The sequence below is a fragment of the Devosia sp. YR412 genome (genome assembly GCF_900110945.1).
Lineage (GTDB): Bacteria > Pseudomonadota > Alphaproteobacteria > Rhizobiales > Devosiaceae > Devosia.
Window position 1 is genome coordinate 269294 of sequence record NZ_FOFL01000003.1, and the last position, 19244, is coordinate 288537.

A 19244-nucleotide genomic window follows, 5' to 3' on the forward strand; every position below is an offset into this window, starting at 1 on the left:
GACCTGTGGCGGCAGATGAACGATCGGCCATGGCCCAATCAGCAGCGAGATTGCAACCGCCAGTATCTGGCCCCATCGGGGCTGGCGGGTATCGGGCATGGTTTTGGGATTTCTGCGCGGGCGGCGCGCAGACCCCAACCAGCAGCGTCGAAAATCCTCAAGCAATTTTTCAAACCGGGCGCCGTAGAAGCGGCATGGGCAGAGGCTGGAGGGCCTTCTCGATGGGTATTTTCTCACGCAAAGATAGCGACGACCGGGCAAAAGTAGACGCCATCATGCGCAGCCAGGCGGTGATCGAGTTCAATCTCGACGGCACTATCATTACCGCCAATGAAAATTTTCTGGCAGCGCTGGGTTATGAGCTGAGCGAGATCGCCGGCCAGCATCACCGCATGTTTGTCGATCCAGCCGAGGCGCAGTCGCTTGAATACAAGCAGTTCTGGGCTGACCTTGCCGCTGGCAAGTATCAGGCTGCTGCCTATCGGCGCATCACCAAGAGCGGCCGCGAGATCTGGATCCAGGCAAGCTATAATCCGGTGTTCGACAAGGCCGGCAAACCGATGCGGGTGATCAAGTTCGCCACCGACATCACCGAGCAGAAAAACCAGGCCGCCGACCACGAGGCGCAGATTGCCGCGATTTCGCGGGCCCAGGCCGTCATCGAGTTCAACCTCGACGGCACGGTGCGGCAGGCCAATGAGAACTTTTTGGCCACGGTCGGCTACCGCATGGACGAGATTGTCGGCAAGCATCACCGCATGTTCTGCGACCCGGCCTATGCGGCATCGGCCGAATATGGCCAGTTCTGGGATCGCCTGCGCAGCGGCGAATATGTCGCCGCCGAATTCCAGCGCTTCGGCAAGGGCGGCCGGGAAGTGTGGATCCAGGCATCCTACAATCCGATCCTCGATGCCCAGGGCAAGCCGGTCAAGGTGATCAAGTTTGCCACCGACATTACCGAGCGCAAGCGCGCCGAGGGCATCATTGCCCATCTCAGCCAGAGCCTTGGCAAGATGGCCGATGGTGACCTCAGCGGCCGGATCGAGACCGAGTTTACCGGCGAGTACGAGCAGCTGCGGCTGGCCTTCAACAAGTCGATCGATCGGCTGCATGATATCGTCACCAGCCTGCAAAGCACGTCGCGCTCGCTGAAGAATGCGACCGGGGAAATCCTCGCCGGCGCCAATGACCTCTCCGAGCGCACCACCAAGCAGGCGGCGACGATCGAGGAGACCTCCGCTTCGGTCGAACAGCTATCGAGCGCTGTGCATGACAATGCGGCGCGCGCGGCCACTGCGAGCCAGAAGGCCAAGGCGGTTTCGACCAATGCCACCGAAGGCGGCGCGGTGATGGAACAGGCCAATGCGGCGATGACAGCGATCGAGACCAGTTCGGCCAAGATCTCCAACATCATCGGCCTGATCGACGACATCGCCTTCCAGACCAACCTTCTGGCCTTGAACGCTTCGGTCGAGGCGGCCCGCGCTGGCGATGCCGGCAAGGGTTTTGCCGTGGTGGCCGTCGAGGTTCGTCGCCTGGCGCAATCGGCGGCGCAGGCATCGAGTGAGGTCAAGGTTTTGATCGAAGCCAGTGCCAATGAGGTCAAGGCGGGTTCACGGCTGGTCGGGCAGGTGGCCAGCAAGCTGCAGGACATCCTGCAGGGCGCGCAGGAAAGCTCGTCCCTGATCGACTCGATTGCCCAGGCCAACCGGGAATCTTCGTCGTCGCTCGAAGAGGTGTCGATCGCGGTGCGGCAGATGGACGAGATGACCCAGCACAATGCGGCGCTGGTCGAGGAGACCAATGCGGCCATCGAGCAGACCGAGGCCCAGGCCAGCGAGCTCGATCATATCGTCGACATCTTCAAGATCGAGCAGGCCGCGCCGGTGCAGGCACCGCGGATTGCCGCGCCCAAGCCAAGGCCGGCGCTGCGCTCGGTCGGCAATACGGCGATCGCGCAGGATTGGGCCGAGTTTTAGGCCCCAGGCGAAACGCGTTTCGGACAGAGGTTTCCTCCCCTCATTGTCCGGAACGCCAGGGTTCTCCTGATGCTCCCTTCAGGCGAACCGCTAGGTGGTGGCTCCGCGTCCAGGCGGGGCCACTATCGTTTTTGCCTGCCATTGCCCTTGGGCGGTGAAGCGGGCATGAAGTCATCAGCATGGAGGGCGGCATGGCGCGCATCGGACTGGTGGCTCACGACGACAAGAAGGACGATCTCTGCGTGTGGGCCGAGCACCACAAGCACAAGCTCAGCCAGCATGACCTGTGGGGCACCGGCACCACCGGCAGCCGGGTGATGGCGGCGACGGGCATGAGCGTCGTTTTGCTGAAAAGCGGGCCGCTTGGCGGCGATCAGCAGCTCGGCGCCATGATCGCCGAGGGCAAGCTGGACGTGCTGATCTTTTTCATCGATCCGCTCTCGGCGCAGCCGCATGATGTGGACGTCAAGGCACTGACCCGGCTGGCGACGCTCTACGATGTGCCCTTCGCCAACAATAAATCCACAGCCGACGCAGTCCTCGCCTATCTCTGACCCATCGCCATTCGGGCACAGCCCTTATGGCCTTCTCCCCTAAAAACGCTCCACAGGAGCGTTTTTGCGCCAAGAGCGCCGTGTCGAAGTTGACCCATGCGTCACCTTATGCGCACATGCCTCAAAATAGCCCGGAATATGAACCGCGGGTAAATGGCATTAGGAACGGGACGGATTTGGTGTCCTCAGACTTGGTTATCGACGTTCGCAACGTCAGCAAACGCTTTGGCGGTCTCACCGCCGTCAACAACTGCTCGCTCTCGGTGCGACGCGGCTCCGTCACAGGGCTGATCGGGCCGAATGGTGCGGGCAAATCCACGCTGTTCAATATCGTGGCCGGCAATATCGTGCCCGACGAGGGCGCGGTGATCTTTGACGGCAATGACGTGACCGGCCTCAAGCCGCATCAGCTGTTCCGCACCGGCATGCTGCGCACCTTCCAGATCGCGCATGAATTCTCCAATATGACGGCGCTGGAAAACCTGATGATGGTGCCGGGCGACCAGCCGGGCGAATATCTAGGCAATGCCTGGTTCCGGCCGGGCCTCGCCAGGTCGCGCGAGACGGAAGTCCGCAAGAAGGCGCTGGATGTCATCGACTTTCTCAAGCTCGGCCATGTGCGCAACGAGCTGGCGGGCAACCTGTCGGGTGGCCAGAAGAAGCTGCTCGAGCTGGGCCGCACCATGATGGTCGATGCCAAGGTGGTGCTGCTCGACGAGGTTGCTGCGGGCGTCAACAAGACGCTGCTCAACGATCTCGCCTCTAACATCGAGCGGATGAATACCGAGCTGGGCTACACCTTCTTCGTCATCGAGCATGACATGGACCTGATCGGCCGGCTCTGTGATCCCGTGATCGTCATGGCGCAGGGCGAAAAGATCGCCGAAGGCTCGATGGAAGAAATCCGGGCCAATCCACAAATCGTCGAAGCCTATTTCGGCACTCCGGTCGAGGTGGCGTAATGGCATTGCTGGAACTCAAACACGTCGTCGGCGGATACGGCGGCGCGCCGATCCTCAATGGCGTCAACATGGCCATCGAGCAAAGCGATATCGGCGTCATCGTCGGCCCCAATGGCGCCGGCAAGTCGACGACGCTCAAGGCGATCTTCGGCCTGCTCAAGGTCACCGGCGGCACCATCGAATTTCTCGGCGAGAGCATCGCCAATTCACTGCCGGACAAGCTGGTGCCCCGGGGCCTGAGCTTTGTGCCGCAGGAAAAGAACGTCTTCACCTCGATGAGCGTCGAGGAAAATCTTGAAATGGGTGCCTTCACGCGGAAGGACGATTTTTCCGAGACCATGCAATGGGTCTATGAAATGTTCCCGGTGCTGGCCGAAAAGCGCCGCCAGCCGGCCGGCGAACTCTCCGGCGGCCAGCGCCAGATGGTGGCCATGGGCCGTGCGCTGATGAGCAAGCCCAAGCTCCTGATGCTGGACGAGCCCTCGGCGGGCCTCTCGCCGCGCTATGTGATCGAGATTTTCGAGACCATCGTGCGTGTCAACCAAGAGGGCGTCGGCATTCTCATGGTCGAGCAGAATGCGCGCCAGGCCCTGGCCTTCGCCTCCAAGGGCTTTGTGCTTGCACAGGGCCAGAACCGCTTCACCGGCACGGGCCAAGAGCTCATTGCCGATCCCGAAGTCGCCAAAAGTTTCCTCGGGGGCTAAGCCGTGACCGAACTCATTTTCTTCATCAACCAGGTGGTCATTTCCGGCGCCGTTCTGGGCTGCATCTATGCCCTTGGCGCTGTCGGCATCACGCTGGTGTTCGGCATTCTGCGCTTTGCCCATTTCGCCCATTCCGAGCTGATGACCTCGGGCGCCTTCTTTGCCTTCCTGCTGGCGGCGCTGTTTGCCAGCTGGGGCATTGTCACCCCGATCCCGCTGGGCTTCGTCGTCCTGCCGATTGCCATGGTCATGTCGGCGATTTTCGCGCTGGGCATCGACAAGGGCTTTTACGCACCGCTGCGCAAGCGTGGTGCCAAGCCGGTGATCTTGCTGATTGCTTCGATCGGCGTGACGCTGATGGTGCAGGGTCTGATCCGCCTGTTCTTCGGCGCCGGCTCCTATTCGTTCTTCGAGACCGAGACCAAGGATGTGTTCCGCGTCGATCTGGCCTGGCTCGGCTCGACCCGGCCGCTGGTGATCACCGAACCGCAATTGCTGATGATCATCGTGACGGTGGTGTCGGTGCTGGCGCTGCACTTCTTCCTGACCCGCTCGCGGCTGGGCAAGGCGATGCGCGCCATGGCCGACAATGCCGATCTGGCGCAGGTCTCGGGCATCAATACCGCGCTCGTGGTGCGGGTAACCTGGATTGTCGCCGGCGCCTTGGCCTGCATGGCCGGCACCATGCTGGCGCTGGACGTGACGCTGAAGCCCGATCTCGCCTTCAACATCATCATCCCGATCTTTGCTGCCGCTATCGTCGGTGGCCTCGGCCAAGCCTATGGCGCCATCGCCGGTGGCCTGCTGATAGGCTTTGCCGAGTCGCTGGCGGTGTTCAACTGGACCATGGTGCTGCGGCCGCTCAATGGCGTGCTGCCCGAATGGGCGCAGCTGCCGGCGACGCTGTCCTTCGTTCCGACCGAATATAAGCTGACCGTGGCTTTCGTCATTCTCGTCGTGGTGCTGCTGGTCCGGCCCACGGGTATTTTCAAGGGAGCTTCGTCATGATCCGGCGTTCTCTCACGCTGTTTGCTGGCCTGTTCGTGCTGATCCTCGTGATCGGCTGGGCCATGGGCCTGCCGTTTACTTCATCGCGTCTGGTGGAGGCGGCGGCCTATTCGCTGATCGCTTTGGGTCTCAATATCCAGTGGGGCTATGGCGGGCTGTTCAACTTCGGCATCATGGGTTTCCTGATGCTGGGCGGCTTTGCCGTGACCTTCATCTCCTATCCGGTCAATCCGCAGTTCTGGGGCTCCGATGGCCCCTGGATGCTGGGCCGGGCGCTGATCGCTTTCGCGGCCGGCGCATTGCTGGTCTATGGCGCGCGGCAGAGCGACAAGATCGGCATCAAGGGCGGCTGGAAGACCTTTGTGACCGTGCTGGCGTGGTTTGTCGCCTATTGCGTCTATCGCAGCCAGATCGATCCGGCTGCCGCCTATATCGAGGCCAATGCCGGCTTTGTCGGCGGGTTGGGTGGCCATCCGGTGCTGGGCTGGCTGTTCGGCGGCGTGCTGGCGGCGGTGATCGCCTTCATCGTCGGCAAGATCGCGCTGGGCCTGCGCACCGACTATCTCGCCATTGCCACGATCGGCATTTCGGAAATTATCCGGGCGCTGATCAAGAACATGGACTGGCTGACCCGCGGCACGCTGACCGTGTCGCCGATACCGTGGCCGACGCCATTGCCGCAGGCCTATCAGGCGTCGGGCTCCGACCAGTTCAGCTCGCTGTTGCTGGCCCGCGGCGGCTTCCTGCTGCTGGCGCTTGCGGTGCTGGGCATTGCGATCTGGCTGATCTCGCGCGCCTATGCCGGGCCGTGGGGCCGGATGATGCGCTCGATCCGCGACAATCACATCGCCGCCGCTTCCATGGGCAAGAATGTCACGGCGCGGCAGCTGGAAATCTTCGTTTTCGGCTCGGTGCTGATGGGCATTGGCGGCGCCATGCTGGTCAGCTTCACGCAGATTTTCGACCCCTCGAGCTACCAGCCGATCAACCACACTTTCCTGATCTGGGTGATGATCATCGTCGGCGGCGCCGGCAACAATTGGGGCGCGGTGTTTGGCGCTATCCTGATCTGGCTGGTCTGGGTGGTTTCCGAACCGCTGGCCAAGGTGATCTTCGATTTCGTCAGCTACTGGTCGACCAATGTCGGCTGGGGCGCGATCCCCGAGATCGAATCCCGCTCGGCCCAGATGCGCGTCTTCGTGCTGGGCCTCGTGATCACCATAGCGCTCAGATACGCGCCCAAGGGCTTGATCCCCGAAGTGGTGCGACGCGACGCCTAGCTGATCCAGATGCCTATCAGGGGCTCGTCTTCGGACGGGCCCCTTTCGTTTGCCTATCGTTTCGCCTCATAGGTCAGCGCTATGGCGCCGGAGGCGAAGGTGCGCTGGGCGGTGAGCTTGAGGTCGATATAGGACGGCAGGCCGGCAAACAGGGTCGGGCCGTGGCCGGCAATGCGCGGGTGGACCACCAGAATGTAGTCGTCGATCAGGCCCATTGCGGCAATCTGGCCGGCAAGGTTCACCCCGCCTAACGAGATGACACCGTCCTCCTCGCGCTTGAGCTGCTCGATGGCCGTCTTGAGATCACCCTCGATCAGCCGGGCATTCCAGTCGACCTGATTGAGGGTGGTGGAAGCGACATATTTCCGGGCGGCATGGATAGACTGGGCGAAGGGCAGCACCCAATCGGCCATGTCCGCGGGGACGGTGCCGCTTTCGGCCATCGGCCGCCAGGCGCCTTCCATCATCTCATAAGTGATGCGGCCATAGAGCAACGCGTCGGCTCTTGTGACCACATCGGCCCAGAACTGGTGCATTTCCGGATCGGGAACGCCGGCCCGGTGATCGCAGCAGCCATCCAGCGTGATGTTGATCGAATATTGCAGTCTGGCCATGACGTCCTCCCATCACTGCGTTCAGGCTAGCAAACCGGCTCAAGACTGCAAGCGGGCTAGCCCGGCATGCTGATGGTGCCGTCTGCGGCGATGGGGAAGTCGGGGTTCCAGGCGATCTCCCAGAGAAAGCCATCCGGGTCGGCCAGATAGGCGACGCGGCCGCCCCAGGGCATGGCGCGGGCTGGGGCGGTGATCGACGCGCCAGCTGTCACGAGTTTTTTGACCAAGGCATCGACATCGGCTTCCTGCCGCACATTGTGCGAGAGCGAGAAGGCGCCGGGCCCCTTGCGGTCTGGCGTGCCGGCATCCTTCGCCAGGTCCGGATAGAGCGACAGGATCAGTCCGCCGAGCTGGAAGAAGGCGACGCCCTCGGCCTCCTTCATTGAACGCTTCCAGCCCAGCGCCTCGTAGAAGGCGATGCTGCGGGCGAGATCGGTGACGGCGAGGGTGACGAGGCTGACGCGCGGTTCCATGAGCATGCTCCTTGCCAGCCTCAACGAAAAAGGCCCGGGATCGCTCCCGGGCCCTTCGAACATTCGAGCCGATCAGATCACTGAATCAGGCCCTTTTCGACGAACTTGCCGCCTTCGACGGCGAGTTCGACGATGATGCCGTCAACGTCGCCAGCGGCGTCGAAGTCGAGCGCGCCACCGGCACCTTCATAGTCGATGTCGGTGCCGGCCTTGATCAGCTCGACAGCCTTGGTCCATTCGCCGGGCAGGATCTTCTCGCCGGGAGCCGAAGCGACTTCGCGCAGGGCGGCCGAGAGGCCGTCACGCGAGGCCGAACCGTTCTTCTCGATGGCGAGAGCCAGCAGGAAGGCGGCGTCATAGGCCTGGGGGGCATAGGTCGCGTTGGCGACGAAGCCGTCATTGGTGAAGGCGTTGTAGATGTCGACGGCAGCACCGGTCGGGGCGCCGGCGCGGGTGGCGATCAGGCCTTCGACAGCAGCAGCGTCGATGCCGGAGAGCAGGTCGTCGCCAACCATGCCGTCGCCACCAACATAGGTGGTGAAGTTGCCGGATTCGACGGCCTGACGCAGCACGGTGTTACCCGAAGCGTTGGCATAGGCGAGGATCACCAGGTTCTGCGAGGCGGTCAGGTTGCCCAGCTCGGCGCGGTAGTCGGCCTTGCCTTCTTCATGGGCGACATTGGCAGCCACGGTGCCGCCGCCGGCGGTGTAGGCAGCCGACAGGGCATCGGCGAAGCCTTTGCCGTAGTCATTGTTGACATAGGTGATGGCGATGTCCTTGACGTCCTTGGCCAGCAGCAGCTGGGCCAGCTTGACGCCCTGCAGCGCGTCGGACGGGGTGGTGCGGTAGACAAGGTCACTGTCTTCCAGCGTGGTCAGGGCCGGAGCCGAAGAGGCCGGCGAGATGAACACGACATTGCCCGAGAGGCCCGAGCCGTTGAACGCGCCGATGGTTTCACCGGTGCAGAGTGCACCGACGACACCGACGACGTTGTCCGAGTTGATGACCTTGTCGGCAGCGGCGGCAGCGGCCGTCGCATCGCAAGCGCCGTCAGCGGAGATGAGCTTGAGCTCGCCGCCCAGGATGCCGCCCTGCTCGTTGATCTGCTTCACGACCAGCTCGGCGCCGGCGAAGATCGGCGGGGTCAGGGATTCGATCGGGCCGGTGAAGCCACCGATGAAGCCGATGGTAGCACCGGTGTCCTGTGCGATGGCGGGCGCGGCGACGGCGAGCGTCGAAGCGGCAACGGCCAGAGCCAGGGTGTTCTTGAGATTGAGCATATGTGTCCCTCTGCTGGGTCGCACCGTCGAGAGGCCCTTGCCCGAGCCAGTCTTTCGAACGGAACGACACGATAAGGAGGCGCAACCCGCGCCTCGCTGGAGGGGACTGTTGCACATTTGTTGAGCCGGAGTCACCGGGAATTGATAGGGATATCCGGGCTCTGCTGCGGTTGCTTAACGAGACAGTGTTTTGCATAGAGTGGAGCGGTTCGGTGAGGGAGAGATCAGCATGACGGCAGGGCTTTTACGCGCGGCAATGCTGATGGTCGCAACGCTTGCCGCAGGGCCGGCCCTAGCGCAATTCACCGTGCTCGATCAGGCGCAGGATGCGGCAGGCCCACCGGCAATTGTGGCCGAGCCTGAGCCGATCTGCGGCACGCAGCCCTTGACCGTGGCGCGCATGGCCTGGCCCTCGGCCGAATTGCTGGCTGAAATCCATGTTCGCCTGCTGCGCCAGGAGTTTGGCTGCGAGGCTTCCACTGCGCCGGGCGATCTGGCGGCCACGGGTTCATCCATGGGTTCGACCGGCCAACCGGCGGTGGCGCCGGAAATGTGGGTCAATCGCATTGCCGACGTCTGGAATGCCGGTATCGAAGCGCAGATGCTGCGGCCTGCGGCGCAGAGCTATGTGGAAAGCCAGTTCGAAGGCTGGTTCATGCCGGACTATCTGGCGGCCGAACATCCCGAGCTGCAGGCAGCCAGTGGTCTTGCGGCGGCCCTGCCGGCGCTGGGTAAGCTGCGCTTTATCTCTTGCCCGGCCGACTGGGCCTGCGCGGTGATCAACCGCAATCTGGTCAGGGCCTGGGGGCTGGGTAATCTGGTGGAGCTGGTCGAGCCGGCAAATCGCTTCGAGATGGACACGATGATCGCCGAGGCGGTCAATCTGCGCCAGCCGGTGCTGTTCTATTATTGGCAGCCCAATCCGGTGCTGGCGCAGCTCAATTTTGTGGCGCTGGACATGGGGGACTACAACGAGGAGGCAGCACGCTGCCTGGCGCAAGTGGCTTGTGCCAGTCCACAGCCCAGTGCCTTTGCCAGCGACACCACGGTGATTGCGCTGGCCGAATGGGTGTTTACCGATATTCCGGCGATCGCCGGCTACTTCCAGCGCGCCAGCATGCCGCTCGGCACGATGAACAGCCTGCTGGCGCAGCTCAGCGAACCGGGTGCCACCGTCGAGGGTGTGGCGGAGCGGTTCGTCGCCACGCAAGAAAATCTCTGGCGCGACTGGGTCGGCGCAGGCGCGCCCTGATCGCCGGAAGCTGGGCTATTCTGCGGCAAAATCGCGGCGACAAAATATTTTTTGCTTGGTCAGTGGTGCTGACATAACTTGCTGTGCGATTTTTGAGAAAGTTTTTCTGCGCCGACAGTTTTGTCACAGTACTCACTAGTTGGCGCCCCAAGAAAAAATCGCGATATTTTACAGTCATCTGCCAAGTATTGGCTGATTTGACAGTGCTGTATTGCCATCGCTATGGTCCGGCCATCGCAAAAATCCAGGAGACGACCTGATGATATTGAAGTCCGGTGGCATTGCCGCCGCGATTGCCGTTGCCCTATTGTCGGCAGCATCTGTTCCCGCGCTCGCCCAGGAGGCTGATGCGCCCGCCTGCGGCACCGACCGCACCATCGACATTGCCGAGATGACTTGGCCCTCCGCGGCCGCCTTGGCGCATATTCATGCTACCATTCTCGAAACGGGCTTCGGCTGTGACGTCGAGATCGTCACCGGCGATACCGTTCCGACGGCCTCGTCCATGCTGACGCGCGGCACGCCGGCCGTGGCGCCCGAGCTGTGGACCAGCGCCGTCGAACAGCCCTGGGCCGAAGGCCTTGAAGCTGGCGATGTGGTGCAGCTGGGCGATGCCATCACCGATGGTACGGTGGAAGGCTGGTTCATCCCGCGCTACCTGCAGGAAGAGCATCCCGAGCTGACCTCGGCCGAAGCCGTGCTGGCGCGGCCGGACCTGTTTGCCGATCCGGAGGATTCCGCCAAGGGCCGGCTCTATTCCTGCCCGCCGGGCTGGGCCTGCGAGCTGTCGACCTCGGCGCTCTATGAGGCTTATGGCGTGGCCGATAGCTGGAACCTGTTCTCGCCCGGTTCGGGCGGTGCGCTGGATGCGTCCATCGCCCGCGCCTTTACCCGCGAAGAGCCAATCCTTTTCTACTACTGGGGCCCGACGGCGATCCTCGGCAAGTATGACGCGGTGCAGCTCGATCTCGGCGAGACCAAGCCGGAGGTCTATGTCTGCAATACCGATCCCGATTGCGTCGAGCCGGCTGGCATAACCGCCTATCCGTCTTCGCCTGCCGTGGTGGGCGCTGCCGCCTGGCTGCAGGACGAGGCGCCGGAAGTTGCCGCCTATTTCGCCAAGGTGGGCCTGAGCAATGCCGAGATCAGCGAATTGCTGGTCTATGGCGACGAGAACCAGGCCGATGCCGCCGCAACCGCGCAGAACTTCCTGCTGACCAAGCAGGACCTCTGGACCGGCTGGGTTTCCCCGGCTGTGGCCGAGAAGGTCAAGGCCAGCCTCGGCTGATCTTCCGCTGACAAGAGATATCGCGCGGCCGGGTTTCGATCCGGCCGCCTTTCGCGTGATGCCCGAGAGCGCCGAGGAACGCCCTTCGGCATCGCGCGCCAATTCCAGACAAGAGAAGACGCGTGTTCCCTGAACTGTTTGATACCAGACCCATGCGCCGGGCTATCGACGATAGCCTCAACTGGGTCGTGCGCCATTGGGGCGACGAATTCGAGGCGGCTGCCTATCCCCTGCTGATGCTGCTGAAAGCCATCGAAGACCTGCTGATTGCCACGCCCTGGTGGCTGATCATGGCAATCCTGACGGGTATTGCCTGGCTGGCCACCCGCAGCTGGAAGCTGCCAGCGGTGGTGCTGGTCTCGCTGCTGTTCCTTGGCGTGATGACGCTGTGGAAGGACGCGATGACGACCATGGCGCTGATGATCACGGCGACGATTACCGCCATCGTGCTGTCGATCCCGCTTGGCGTGTGGATGAGCCGCTCGCTCAATGTCCGCAAGATCTTCACCCCGGTGCTCGACCTGATGCAGACGCTGCCGAGCTTTGTGTATCTGATCCCGACTGTGATGATCTTCGGACCCGGCAAGATTCCGGCGCTGATTGCCACCATCGTCTATGCCGCGCCGCCCCTGGTGCGCCTGACCGATCTCGGCCTGCGCTCGGTCGATCCGGCGGTGATGGAAGCCAGCCGCTCCTTCGGCACCAATCCGAGCCAGCGCCTGTTCGGCGTCCAGATCCCCCTGGCGCTGCCGACCATCCTGGCCGGTATCAACCAGACCACGATGATGGCGCTCTCCATGGTGGTGATCGCCTCGATGATCGGCGCCGGCGGGCTGGGCTATCAGGTGCTGCAGGGCATCGGGCGGCTGGAGATCAGTCGTGGCCTGCTCGCGGGTCTCGGCATCGTGGCTCTGGCCATTATCTTCGACCGCGTCACCCAATCTTTCGGCAAACAATTGCAGGGTCGTATCGGCCTGGCGGAGGCACGCTAAATGAACGCGATGAATCCCATTCTCCAGCAGGGTGAAACCACATCCGATCTGGCCATCGCCATGCGCGGCGTCACCAAGATCTTCGGCGACAATCCGCAGCACGCGCTCAACCTGCTGCAGTCGGGAAAATCCAAGACCGAGGTGCAGGCCGAGACCAATCACGTGGTCGGGCTCGACAATGTCTCGCTCGATATCGCCAGAGGCCAGATTTTCGTGGTGATGGGCCTCTCGGGTTCGGGCAAGTCGACACTGATCCGCCACGTCAACCGGCTGATCGAGCCGACCGCCGGCGAGATTGTGGTCAATGGCAGCGACGTGCTCAAGATGAGTCTGCCCGAGCTGCGCACCTATCGCCGCAGCCAGGTGGCCATGGTGTTCCAGAAGTTTGGCCTATTGCCGCATCGCTCGGTGATCGAGAATGTCGCCTATGGGCTGGAGGTGCGCGGCGTCGGCAAGGCTGAGCGGCTGAAGGAAGCGGCCAAATGGATCGAGATCGTTGGCCTCTCGGGTTATGAAAACTCGGCGCCGCGTCAGCTGTCAGGCGGACAGCAGCAGCGCGTCGGTCTCGCCCGCGCGCTGGCGCTCGATACCGAGATCATCCTGATGGACGAGGCCTTTTCGGCGTTGGATCCACTGATCCGCTCAGGCATGCAGGATCAGTTGATCGAACTGCAGAAGTCGCTCGGCAAGACCATCCTGTTCATCACCCATGATTTCGACGAGGCGCTGAAAATTGGTGATCGCATCGCCGTGCTGAAAGATGGCGCGGTGCAGCAAGAGGGCAAGCCCGAGGATATCGTGCTGCGGCCGGCCAATGAGCATATCGAGGAATTCGTGCGCGAGGTGAACAAGGCCCGTGCCATCCACGTCCGCTCGATCATGGAAAAGGGCGAGCACGAGCCCTGCGAGGCGTCTGTCTCCAAGGATGCCCGCTGCGAGGACGTCCTGCCGCTTTTTGCAGAGCATCAATGGGTTGGCGTGGTGGATCAGGAGGGAAGGCAGATCGGCCGCGTCACCGCCAAGCAGGTGATCAAGGCGTTGGCGCGCTACACGCCTGGCATCGGCTAGTGGTAGGATAGGCTTAACCCTGCCGTCCGAGGGCGGCAGAATTGTCACCGCTTTGTCATATGGGCTGATTAGGTGGCAGTCAGCACGTCCGTCCTAAGCGTTTGTTCAAGCTGCGGTTTCGCGCCGCGTTTACGCCACGTTCAGAGATTGCTGATCTAGGATATACGTATATTTCCGGAGCAGAACAAAGCCATGCGCCGCGATCCGAACTTTGCGTCCATTCTGGTTGGCTATCGTCGCATTGCTATTGCCGTTGCTGTGCTGGTGCTCTTCACCATCGCCATCCGCCTGTTGGCGTTTTTCGATCTGCTTGGGCCAAGGGCCCTGGCGGTGATGCCGGCGGGCGCGCTGCTGATCGGCCTGGTGATGCTGGGCATCCTGATCTACGGTCATCGCTGGCTGTCGCGGCAATTGTCCTCCATCGCTGTCCAGGCCCGCCACGCCCGTGACAAGTCCAACCGCGACGCGCTGACCGGGGTCTATAACCGCGCCTTTTTCCTCGAGGCGCTGGCCGACGACGTGTTCCATGGTTCCGAGCGCCCGGTTGGCTATCTGCAGCTCGACATGGATAATCTCAAGGTGCTCAACGACAGCGCCGGCCATGCAGCCGGTGATGCGGCACTGGTGCATCTGGCACGCACCATCGAGACCGTGATCCCCGGTGGCGTACTGGGCCGGCTGGGCGGCGACGAATTTGGCGTCATCATCCTTGGCCATGACAACAAGCCTGCCCTGCGCCGGCTCGGCGAGGAACTGCTGCGGCAGCTGGAGCGTCCGGTCAACATCCTCGGTCGCTCCGTTCGCCTGTCGGCCTCGATCGGCGTTGCCATGTCGCCGCTTGATACAGTTGATCCGACGGACCTGATTTCCAAAGCCGATCTCGCGCTTTATACCGGCAAGAAGAATGGCCGCCACGCGGTCGTCTGTTTTGAACCCGACATGCTGGGTGACGAACGCCACCGCCGTTTCGTCGAGCGCGACCTGCGCGCCGCAATCATGATGAACGAACTCGAACTGCATTATCAGCCGGTGTTCGGCAGTGACATGCAGATCCGCTCGCATGAAGCGCTGGTACGGTGGCGTCACCAGGTGCGCGGCATGATCTCGCCCGCGCAATTCGTGCCGATCGCCGAAGAAAGCGACCTGATCGACAAGCTGGGTGAATGGGTGTTGCGCCGCGCCTGCGCCGACCTGGGCAACCTGGGCGGCAAGCCGGTGGCCATCAATGTGTCGCCCATGCAGCTGCGGCACAGTGATTTCGCCAGGCGTTTCGCCGAGACACTGACGGAATTGGGCACCGATCCACGCCTGATCATCGTCGAGATTACCGAGACAGTGCCGCTCAATGCACGCGCAGCGGAGCTGGATAATCTCAAGGCCCTCCGGGCGCTGGGCGTGCGCATTGCCATCGACGATTTCGGGGCAGGACATGCCAGCCTGCAATATCTGCGCGGCTTTGCCTTCGACATCATCAAGATCGACCGCAGCTATGTGATGAACCTGGGCGAGAACCGCATCGACGGCATGATCGTTACCGCGATCTGCGATATCGCCCGCTCGCTGCCGGTGGATGTGATTGCCGAGGGTGTCGAGACGCCGGAACAGCTGCGGCAGTTGCGGCTCGCGGGCTGCACGGGTTTCCAAGGTTTCTTGCTGGGTCGGCCGCAGCCCCTGCTCAAGGCGGAAGCCGTAGCTGCGTGACAGGCTGGTGACAGCTATCCTTCTGTTGCAGTTGCATCGGGCATGACCGGACAGATATAAGGGTCGCGGGAAGCCGGTTTGTGGCAGCGGGAGTAGTGCCTTGGATTTGAAGCGGATCAACGAACACGTCAGCGTTTCGGGCCAGATTCAGCCTGAGGACGTTGCCGCGCTCAAAGAGGCCGGCTTTACCGCCATCATCAACAATCGGCCCGATGGCGAATCGCCTGACCAGCCGGACAGCGCCGAGATCGAAGCGGCCGCCAAGGCTGCCGGTCTCGCCTATTATGCCATTCCATTGGGCCGTGAAGGGGTTTCTCCCGACATGGTCGAACAGACCAAATCGGTGCTCGAGGGGAGCGCTGGTCCGGTCTTTGCCTTTTGCCGTTCGGGAACGCGCTCGACCACCTTGTGGGCGCTTAGCCAGGCCGGCGAGGCCGATGCAAGCGAAATCATTTCGCAGGCGGCCGAGGCCGGCTACGACATGAGCCATCTCGCCGGCCATCTCAGCCGCTAGTTTTTGCGATTTCACGGTTGGGCGGTCAACCGTCCCATCCGTTGCCAACGACCTGAGCCGGACCCGCAAGCGGGTCCCCAACCCCTCCTGCTCGGATATGCAATCGATGCCAATCAAAAAAATCCTCGTCGCCAACCGCAGCGAAATCGCCATCCGCGTGTTCCGCGCCGCCAATGAGCTCGGGCTCAAGACCGTTGCCGCCTATGCCGAAGAAGACAAGCTGGCGCTGCACCGCTTCAAGGCCGACGAAGCCTATCTGATCGGCAAGGGCAAGGGGCCCGTCGAGGCTTATCTGCAGATCGACGAATATATCCGCATCGCCCGGATTTCCGGCGCCGATGCCATCCATCCCGGCTATGGCCTCCTTTCGGAATCACCGGAATTTGTCGATGCCTGCGAGGATGCCGGGATCATCTTCATCGGCCCGCGCGCCCAGACCATGCGCGACCTCGGCAACAAGGTTGCGGCGCGCAATATGGCGATCGCCAGCAATGTGCCCGTGGTGCCGGCGACCGAAGCGCTGCCGGATGATCCAGAGCAGATCAAGAAGCTAGCCGCCGAGATTGGCTATCCGCTGATGCTGAAAGCCTCCTGGGGCGGCGGCGGGCGCGGCATGCGCCGTATCATGGACGAGACGACGCTGATTGCCGAAGTGAGCGAAGGCAAGCGCGAGGCCAAGGCCGCCTTCGGCAAGGACGAGATGTATCTCGAAAAGCTGATTGAGCGGGCGCGGCATGTCGAAGTGCAACTGATCGGTGACGACCACGGCAATCTGGTGCATCTGTTCGAACGCGACTGCTCGGTGCAGCGGCGCAACCAGAAGGTGGTCGAACGCGCACCTGCGCCCTATCTCGATGACGCTGTGCGCAAGGAGCTGACCGACGCGGCGGTGCGGCTTGGTTCTGCCGCCAGCTATCGCGGTGCCGGCACGGTCGAATTCCTGATGGATGCCGATACCGACAAGTTCTACTTCATCGAAGTGAACCCGCGCATCCAGGTCGAGCATACCGTCACCGAGGAAGTGACCGGCATCGACATCGTCAAGGCGCAGATCCACCTGCTCGATGGCGCGGTGATCGGCACGCCTGAGTCCGGTGTCCCGCTGCAGCAGGACATCAAGCTCAACGGCAATGCCATCCAGTGCCGTGTCACCACCGAAGACCCCGAGCAGAATTTCATTCCCGACTATGGCCGCATCACTGCCTATCGCGGCGCCACCGGCTTTGGCGTGCGTCTCGACGGCGGCACGGCCTACGCCGGGGCAGTGATCACCCGCTTTTACGATCCGCTGCTGGAAAAGGTCACCTGCTGGGCGCCAAGTGCAGAAGAAGCGATCGCCCGCATGCATCGCGCCCTGCGCGAATTCCGCATCCGCGGCGTCTCGACCAATCTGGCCTTCCTTGAAAACATCATCACCCATCCCGACTTTGTCGAGAACCGCTATACGACGCGCTTCATCGATACGACGCCGGAGCTGTTCAACTTCAAGCCGCGCAAGGACCGCGCGACGAAGCTGCTGAGCTATATCGCCGACGTGACGGTCAACGGACATCCCGAAGTACGCGACCGGCCCAAGCCGCCGGCGGAAGCTGCGGCGCCGGTGGTGCCGGAATTTCCCGCGCTCAGCGTCATCGAGGGATCGCGTCAGGTGCTGGAGCGCGAAGGTCCGGCGGGCCTCGCCAGCTGGATGAAGAAGCAGAAGCGGGTGCTGTTTACCGACACGACGATGCGCGATGCGCATCAGTCGCTGCTGGCGACGCGCATGCGGAGCTTCGACATTACCCGCATTGCCCAGGCCTATAGCCGTGGACTACCGAACCTCTTCTCGCTCGAATGCTGGGGTGGCGCGACCTTCGACGTCTCGATGCGCTTCCTCAACGAGGATCCGTGGGAGCGGCTCAGCAAGGTGCGCGAAGGCGCGCCGAACATTCTGACCCAGATGCTGCTGCGCGGGTCGAACGGCGTCGGCTACACCAATTATGCCGACAATGTCGTCAAGTTCTTCGTCAAGCAGGCGGCCATCGGCGGCGTCGATGTGTTCCGTGTCTTCGATTGCCTCAACTGGGTCGAGAACATGCGCGTCTCGCTCGACGCAGTGATCGAAGAGGGCAAGGTCGCCGAGGGCGTGATCTGCTATACTGGCGACTTGTTCGACCCTGACCGCTCCAAGTATAACCTCAAGTACTATGTCGGGCTGGCGCAGGAGCTGGAAAAGGCCGGCGCGCATGTGCTGGGCCTCAAGGACATGGCGGGGCTGCTGAAGCCCGCCGCGGCCAAGAAGCTGATTTCCACTCTGCGCAACGAGACCGACCTGCCGATCCATCTCCATACCCACGACACCTCGGGTGCCGCGTCTGCCACGGTGCTGGCAGCGGTGGAAGCGGGCGTCGACGCAGTGGATGCGGCGATGGATGCGCTGTCGGGCACGACCTCGCAGCCGACGCTGGGTTCCATTGTTGCGGCGATTGCCGGCAGCGAGCGCGATCCGGGCCTCGACGCCAAGGCGATCCGGCAGATCTCCTTCTATTGGGAAGCGGTGCGCACGCAGTATCGCGCCTTCGAAAGCGATCTCAAGGGCGGCGCGTCGGAAGTCTATCTGCACGAAATGCCGGGCGGCCAGTTCACCAATCTCAAGGAACAGGCGCGCTCGCTGGGGCTGGAAACCCGCTGGCACGAGGTCGCCCAGACCTATGCCGACGTCAACCAGATGTTCGGCGATATCGTCAAGGTGACGCCCAGCTCCAAGGTGGTCGGTGATATGGCCTTGGCCATGGTCTCGGCGGGCCTCAAGCGGGCCGATGTCGAAAATCCGGACAAGGACATCGCCTTCCCCGATTCGGTGGTGGGCTTCTTTGCCGGTGACCTGGGCCAGCCGCCGGGCGGTTTTCCCGAGGCGCTGCAGAAGAAGGTGCTCAAGGGCCGCACCCCGCTCACCGAACGCCCCGGCTCCTACCTCAAGCCGGTCGATCTCGATGCCGAGCGCAAGAAGATCGCCGACGAGGTCGGGCATGAGGTCGACGATTTCCGCCTCGCCTCATACCTGATGTATCCGAAAGTCTATTCGGATTTCGAGAAGACCCAGGAGCGCTACGGCCCCACCGAAGTGCTGCCGACGCCGGTGTATTTCTACGGCCTTTCGGAAGGCGACGAGCTGTTCGTCGATATCGAAAAGGGCAAGACGCTGGTGCTGCAATATCTCGGCCGCGCCCCGACCAATGAAAAGGGCGAGGTCCGCGTCTTCTTCGACCTCAACGGCCAGCCGCGCACCATTGTCGTGCCGGATCGGCTCAAGGCCGGCGAGGTCAAGGTTCGCGCCAAGGCCGTGCCGGGCGATGCCAAGCAGGTCGGCGCGCCGATGCCGGGCGTGATCTCGACGCTAGCGGTCAAGGAAGGCCAAACGGTTCAGGCTGGTGATGTGATCTGTTCGATCGAGGCGATGAAGATGGAAACCGCCATCCATGCTGAAGTGGATGGCGTGATCGCCGAGCTCCTGATCAAGCCCGGCGACCAGATCGACGCCAAGGACCTGCTGGTCCGGCTGGAATAGCAAAAGGCCCGGAGCAATCCGGGCCTTG

At 62.5% G+C, this 19244-nt stretch carries 16 protein-coding genes; 13 read left to right on the forward strand and 3 right to left on the reverse strand.

What is annotated here, in order from left to right:
- Window positions 1–221 precede the first annotated feature (221 nt).
- The 6 genes from BM045_RS12500 to BM045_RS12525 all read left to right on the forward strand — a co-directional run bounded on the left by BM045_RS12500 (window position 222) and on the right by BM045_RS12525 (window position 6487).
- Window positions 222–1979, forward strand: a complete 1758-nt coding sequence (locus tag BM045_RS12500) for a methyl-accepting chemotaxis protein (protein WP_092183753.1) — start codon at window positions 222–224, stop codon at window positions 1977–1979.
- A gap of 179 nt (window positions 1980–2158) precedes the next feature.
- A complete protein-coding gene (locus BM045_RS12505) occupies window positions 2159–2533 on the forward strand; it encodes a methylglyoxal synthase (RefSeq protein WP_092183755.1) in 375 nt (124 codons plus the stop codon).
- 179 nt (window positions 2534–2712) lie between these two features.
- A complete protein-coding gene (locus BM045_RS12510) occupies window positions 2713–3495 on the forward strand; it encodes an ABC transporter ATP-binding protein (protein WP_244522986.1) in 783 nt (260 codons plus the stop codon).
- Entirely contained in the window at window positions 3495–4199 is a 705-nt protein-coding gene (locus tag BM045_RS12515; RefSeq protein ID WP_092183759.1) for an ABC transporter ATP-binding protein, read from the forward strand. The genes BM045_RS12510 and BM045_RS12515 overlap by 1 nt, the downstream gene beginning before the upstream one ends.
- Window positions 4200–4202: 3 nt before the next feature.
- The gene (locus tag BM045_RS12520; RefSeq protein ID WP_092183761.1) at window positions 4203–5207 is read left to right on the forward strand and encodes a branched-chain amino acid ABC transporter permease; all 1005 of its coding nucleotides are present in this window, start codon (window positions 4203–4205) and stop codon (window positions 5205–5207) included.
- A complete protein-coding gene (locus BM045_RS12525; protein ID WP_092183763.1) occupies window positions 5204–6487 on the forward strand; it encodes a branched-chain amino acid ABC transporter permease in 1284 nt (427 codons plus the stop codon). The genes BM045_RS12520 and BM045_RS12525 overlap by 4 nt, the downstream gene beginning before the upstream one ends.
- 53 nt (window positions 6488–6540) lie before the next feature.
- Here the strand turns inward: BM045_RS12525 and BM045_RS12530 are convergent, their stop codons facing one another.
- The 3 genes from BM045_RS12530 to BM045_RS12540 form a co-directional block, all read right to left on the reverse strand.
- A complete protein-coding gene (locus BM045_RS12530) occupies window positions 6541–7101 on the reverse strand; it encodes a dihydrofolate reductase family protein (protein WP_092183765.1) in 561 nt (186 codons plus the stop codon).
- Between the two features lie 56 nt (window positions 7102–7157).
- Window positions 7158–7574 (reverse strand): VOC family protein, encoded by a 417-nt coding sequence (locus tag BM045_RS12535; RefSeq protein ID WP_092184187.1) that lies wholly within the window; start codon window positions 7572–7574, stop codon window positions 7158–7160.
- Between the two features lie 77 nt (window positions 7575–7651).
- Window positions 7652–8854, reverse strand: coding sequence for an ABC transporter substrate-binding protein (locus tag BM045_RS12540; protein ID WP_092183767.1), 1203 nt, complete (start codon window positions 8852–8854; stop codon window positions 7652–7654).
- Between the two features lie 229 nt (window positions 8855–9083).
- Between BM045_RS12540 and BM045_RS12545 the strand changes: the two genes are divergently transcribed.
- The 7 genes from BM045_RS12545 to pyc all read left to right on the forward strand — a co-directional run bounded on the left by BM045_RS12545 (window position 9084) and on the right by pyc (window position 19216).
- Window positions 9084–10106 carry a glycine betaine ABC transporter substrate-binding protein gene (locus tag BM045_RS12545; RefSeq protein WP_092183769.1) on the forward strand — a complete coding sequence of 341 codons (1023 nt, stop codon included), beginning with the start codon at window positions 9084–9086 and terminating at the stop codon, window positions 10104–10106.
- Between the two features lie 259 nt (window positions 10107–10365).
- Entirely contained in the window at window positions 10366–11394 is a 1029-nt protein-coding gene (locus BM045_RS12550; protein WP_092183771.1) for a glycine betaine ABC transporter substrate-binding protein, read from the forward strand.
- 152 nt (window positions 11395–11546) lie between these two features.
- Complete coding sequence (locus tag BM045_RS12555; protein WP_244523003.1) at window positions 11547–12386, forward strand: ABC transporter permease; 840 nt, start codon at window positions 11547–11549, stop codon at window positions 12384–12386.
- The gene (locus BM045_RS12560; RefSeq protein ID WP_348271250.1) at window positions 12387–13454 is read left to right on the forward strand and encodes a quaternary amine ABC transporter ATP-binding protein; all 1068 of its coding nucleotides are present in this window, start codon (window positions 12387–12389) and stop codon (window positions 13452–13454) included.
- A gap of 192 nt (window positions 13455–13646) precedes the next feature.
- Window positions 13647–15155: a putative bifunctional diguanylate cyclase/phosphodiesterase gene (locus BM045_RS12565; RefSeq protein WP_092183775.1), complete on the forward strand. Its 1509-nt coding sequence runs from the start codon at window positions 13647–13649 to the stop codon at window positions 15153–15155.
- A gap of 100 nt (window positions 15156–15255) precedes the next feature.
- Window positions 15256–15669 carry a protein tyrosine phosphatase family protein gene (locus BM045_RS12570; protein WP_092183777.1) on the forward strand — a complete coding sequence of 138 codons (414 nt, stop codon included), beginning with the start codon at window positions 15256–15258 and terminating at the stop codon, window positions 15667–15669.
- A gap of 106 nt (window positions 15670–15775) precedes the next feature.
- A complete protein-coding gene (pyc, locus tag BM045_RS12575; protein WP_092183779.1) occupies window positions 15776–19216 on the forward strand; it encodes a pyruvate carboxylase in 3441 nt (1146 codons plus the stop codon).
- The last annotated feature ends 28 nt before the right edge of the window (window positions 19217–19244 follow it).

Bases quoted from the DNA above. Each gene is read 5' to 3' on its own strand.
- pyc (WP_092183779.1), top strand. From the start codon at position 15,776: ATGCCAATCAAAAAAATCCTCGTCGCCAACCGCAGCGAAATCGCCATC.
- BM045_RS12540 (WP_092183767.1), bottom strand. From the start codon at position 8,854: ATGCTCAATCTCAAGAACACCCTGGCTCTGGCCGTTGCCGCTTCGACG.
- BM045_RS12555 (WP_244523003.1), top strand. From the start codon at position 11,547: ATGCGCCGGGCTATCGACGATAGCCTCAACTGGGTCGTGCGCCATTGG.
- BM045_RS12560 (WP_348271250.1), top strand. From the start codon at position 12,387: ATGAACGCGATGAATCCCATTCTCCAGCAGGGTGAAACCACATCCGAT.
- BM045_RS12500 (WP_092183753.1), top strand. From the start codon at position 222: ATGGGTATTTTCTCACGCAAAGATAGCGACGACCGGGCAAAAGTAGAC.
- BM045_RS12550 (WP_092183771.1), top strand. From the start codon at position 10,366: ATGATATTGAAGTCCGGTGGCATTGCCGCCGCGATTGCCGTTGCCCTA.
- BM045_RS12535 (WP_092184187.1), bottom strand. From the start codon at position 7,574: ATGGAACCGCGCGTCAGCCTCGTCACCCTCGCCGTCACCGATCTCGCC.
- BM045_RS12505 (WP_092183755.1), top strand. From the start codon at position 2,159: ATGGAGGGCGGCATGGCGCGCATCGGACTGGTGGCTCACGACGACAAG.
- BM045_RS12525 (WP_092183763.1), top strand. From the start codon at position 5,204: ATGATCCGGCGTTCTCTCACGCTGTTTGCTGGCCTGTTCGTGCTGATC.
- BM045_RS12530 (WP_092183765.1), bottom strand. From the start codon at position 7,101: ATGGCCAGACTGCAATATTCGATCAACATCACGCTGGATGGCTGCTGC.
- BM045_RS12515 (WP_092183759.1), top strand. From the start codon at position 3,495: ATGGCATTGCTGGAACTCAAACACGTCGTCGGCGGATACGGCGGCGCG.
- BM045_RS12565 (WP_092183775.1), top strand. From the start codon at position 13,647: ATGCGCCGCGATCCGAACTTTGCGTCCATTCTGGTTGGCTATCGTCGC.
- BM045_RS12545 (WP_092183769.1), top strand. From the start codon at position 9,084: ATGACGGCAGGGCTTTTACGCGCGGCAATGCTGATGGTCGCAACGCTT.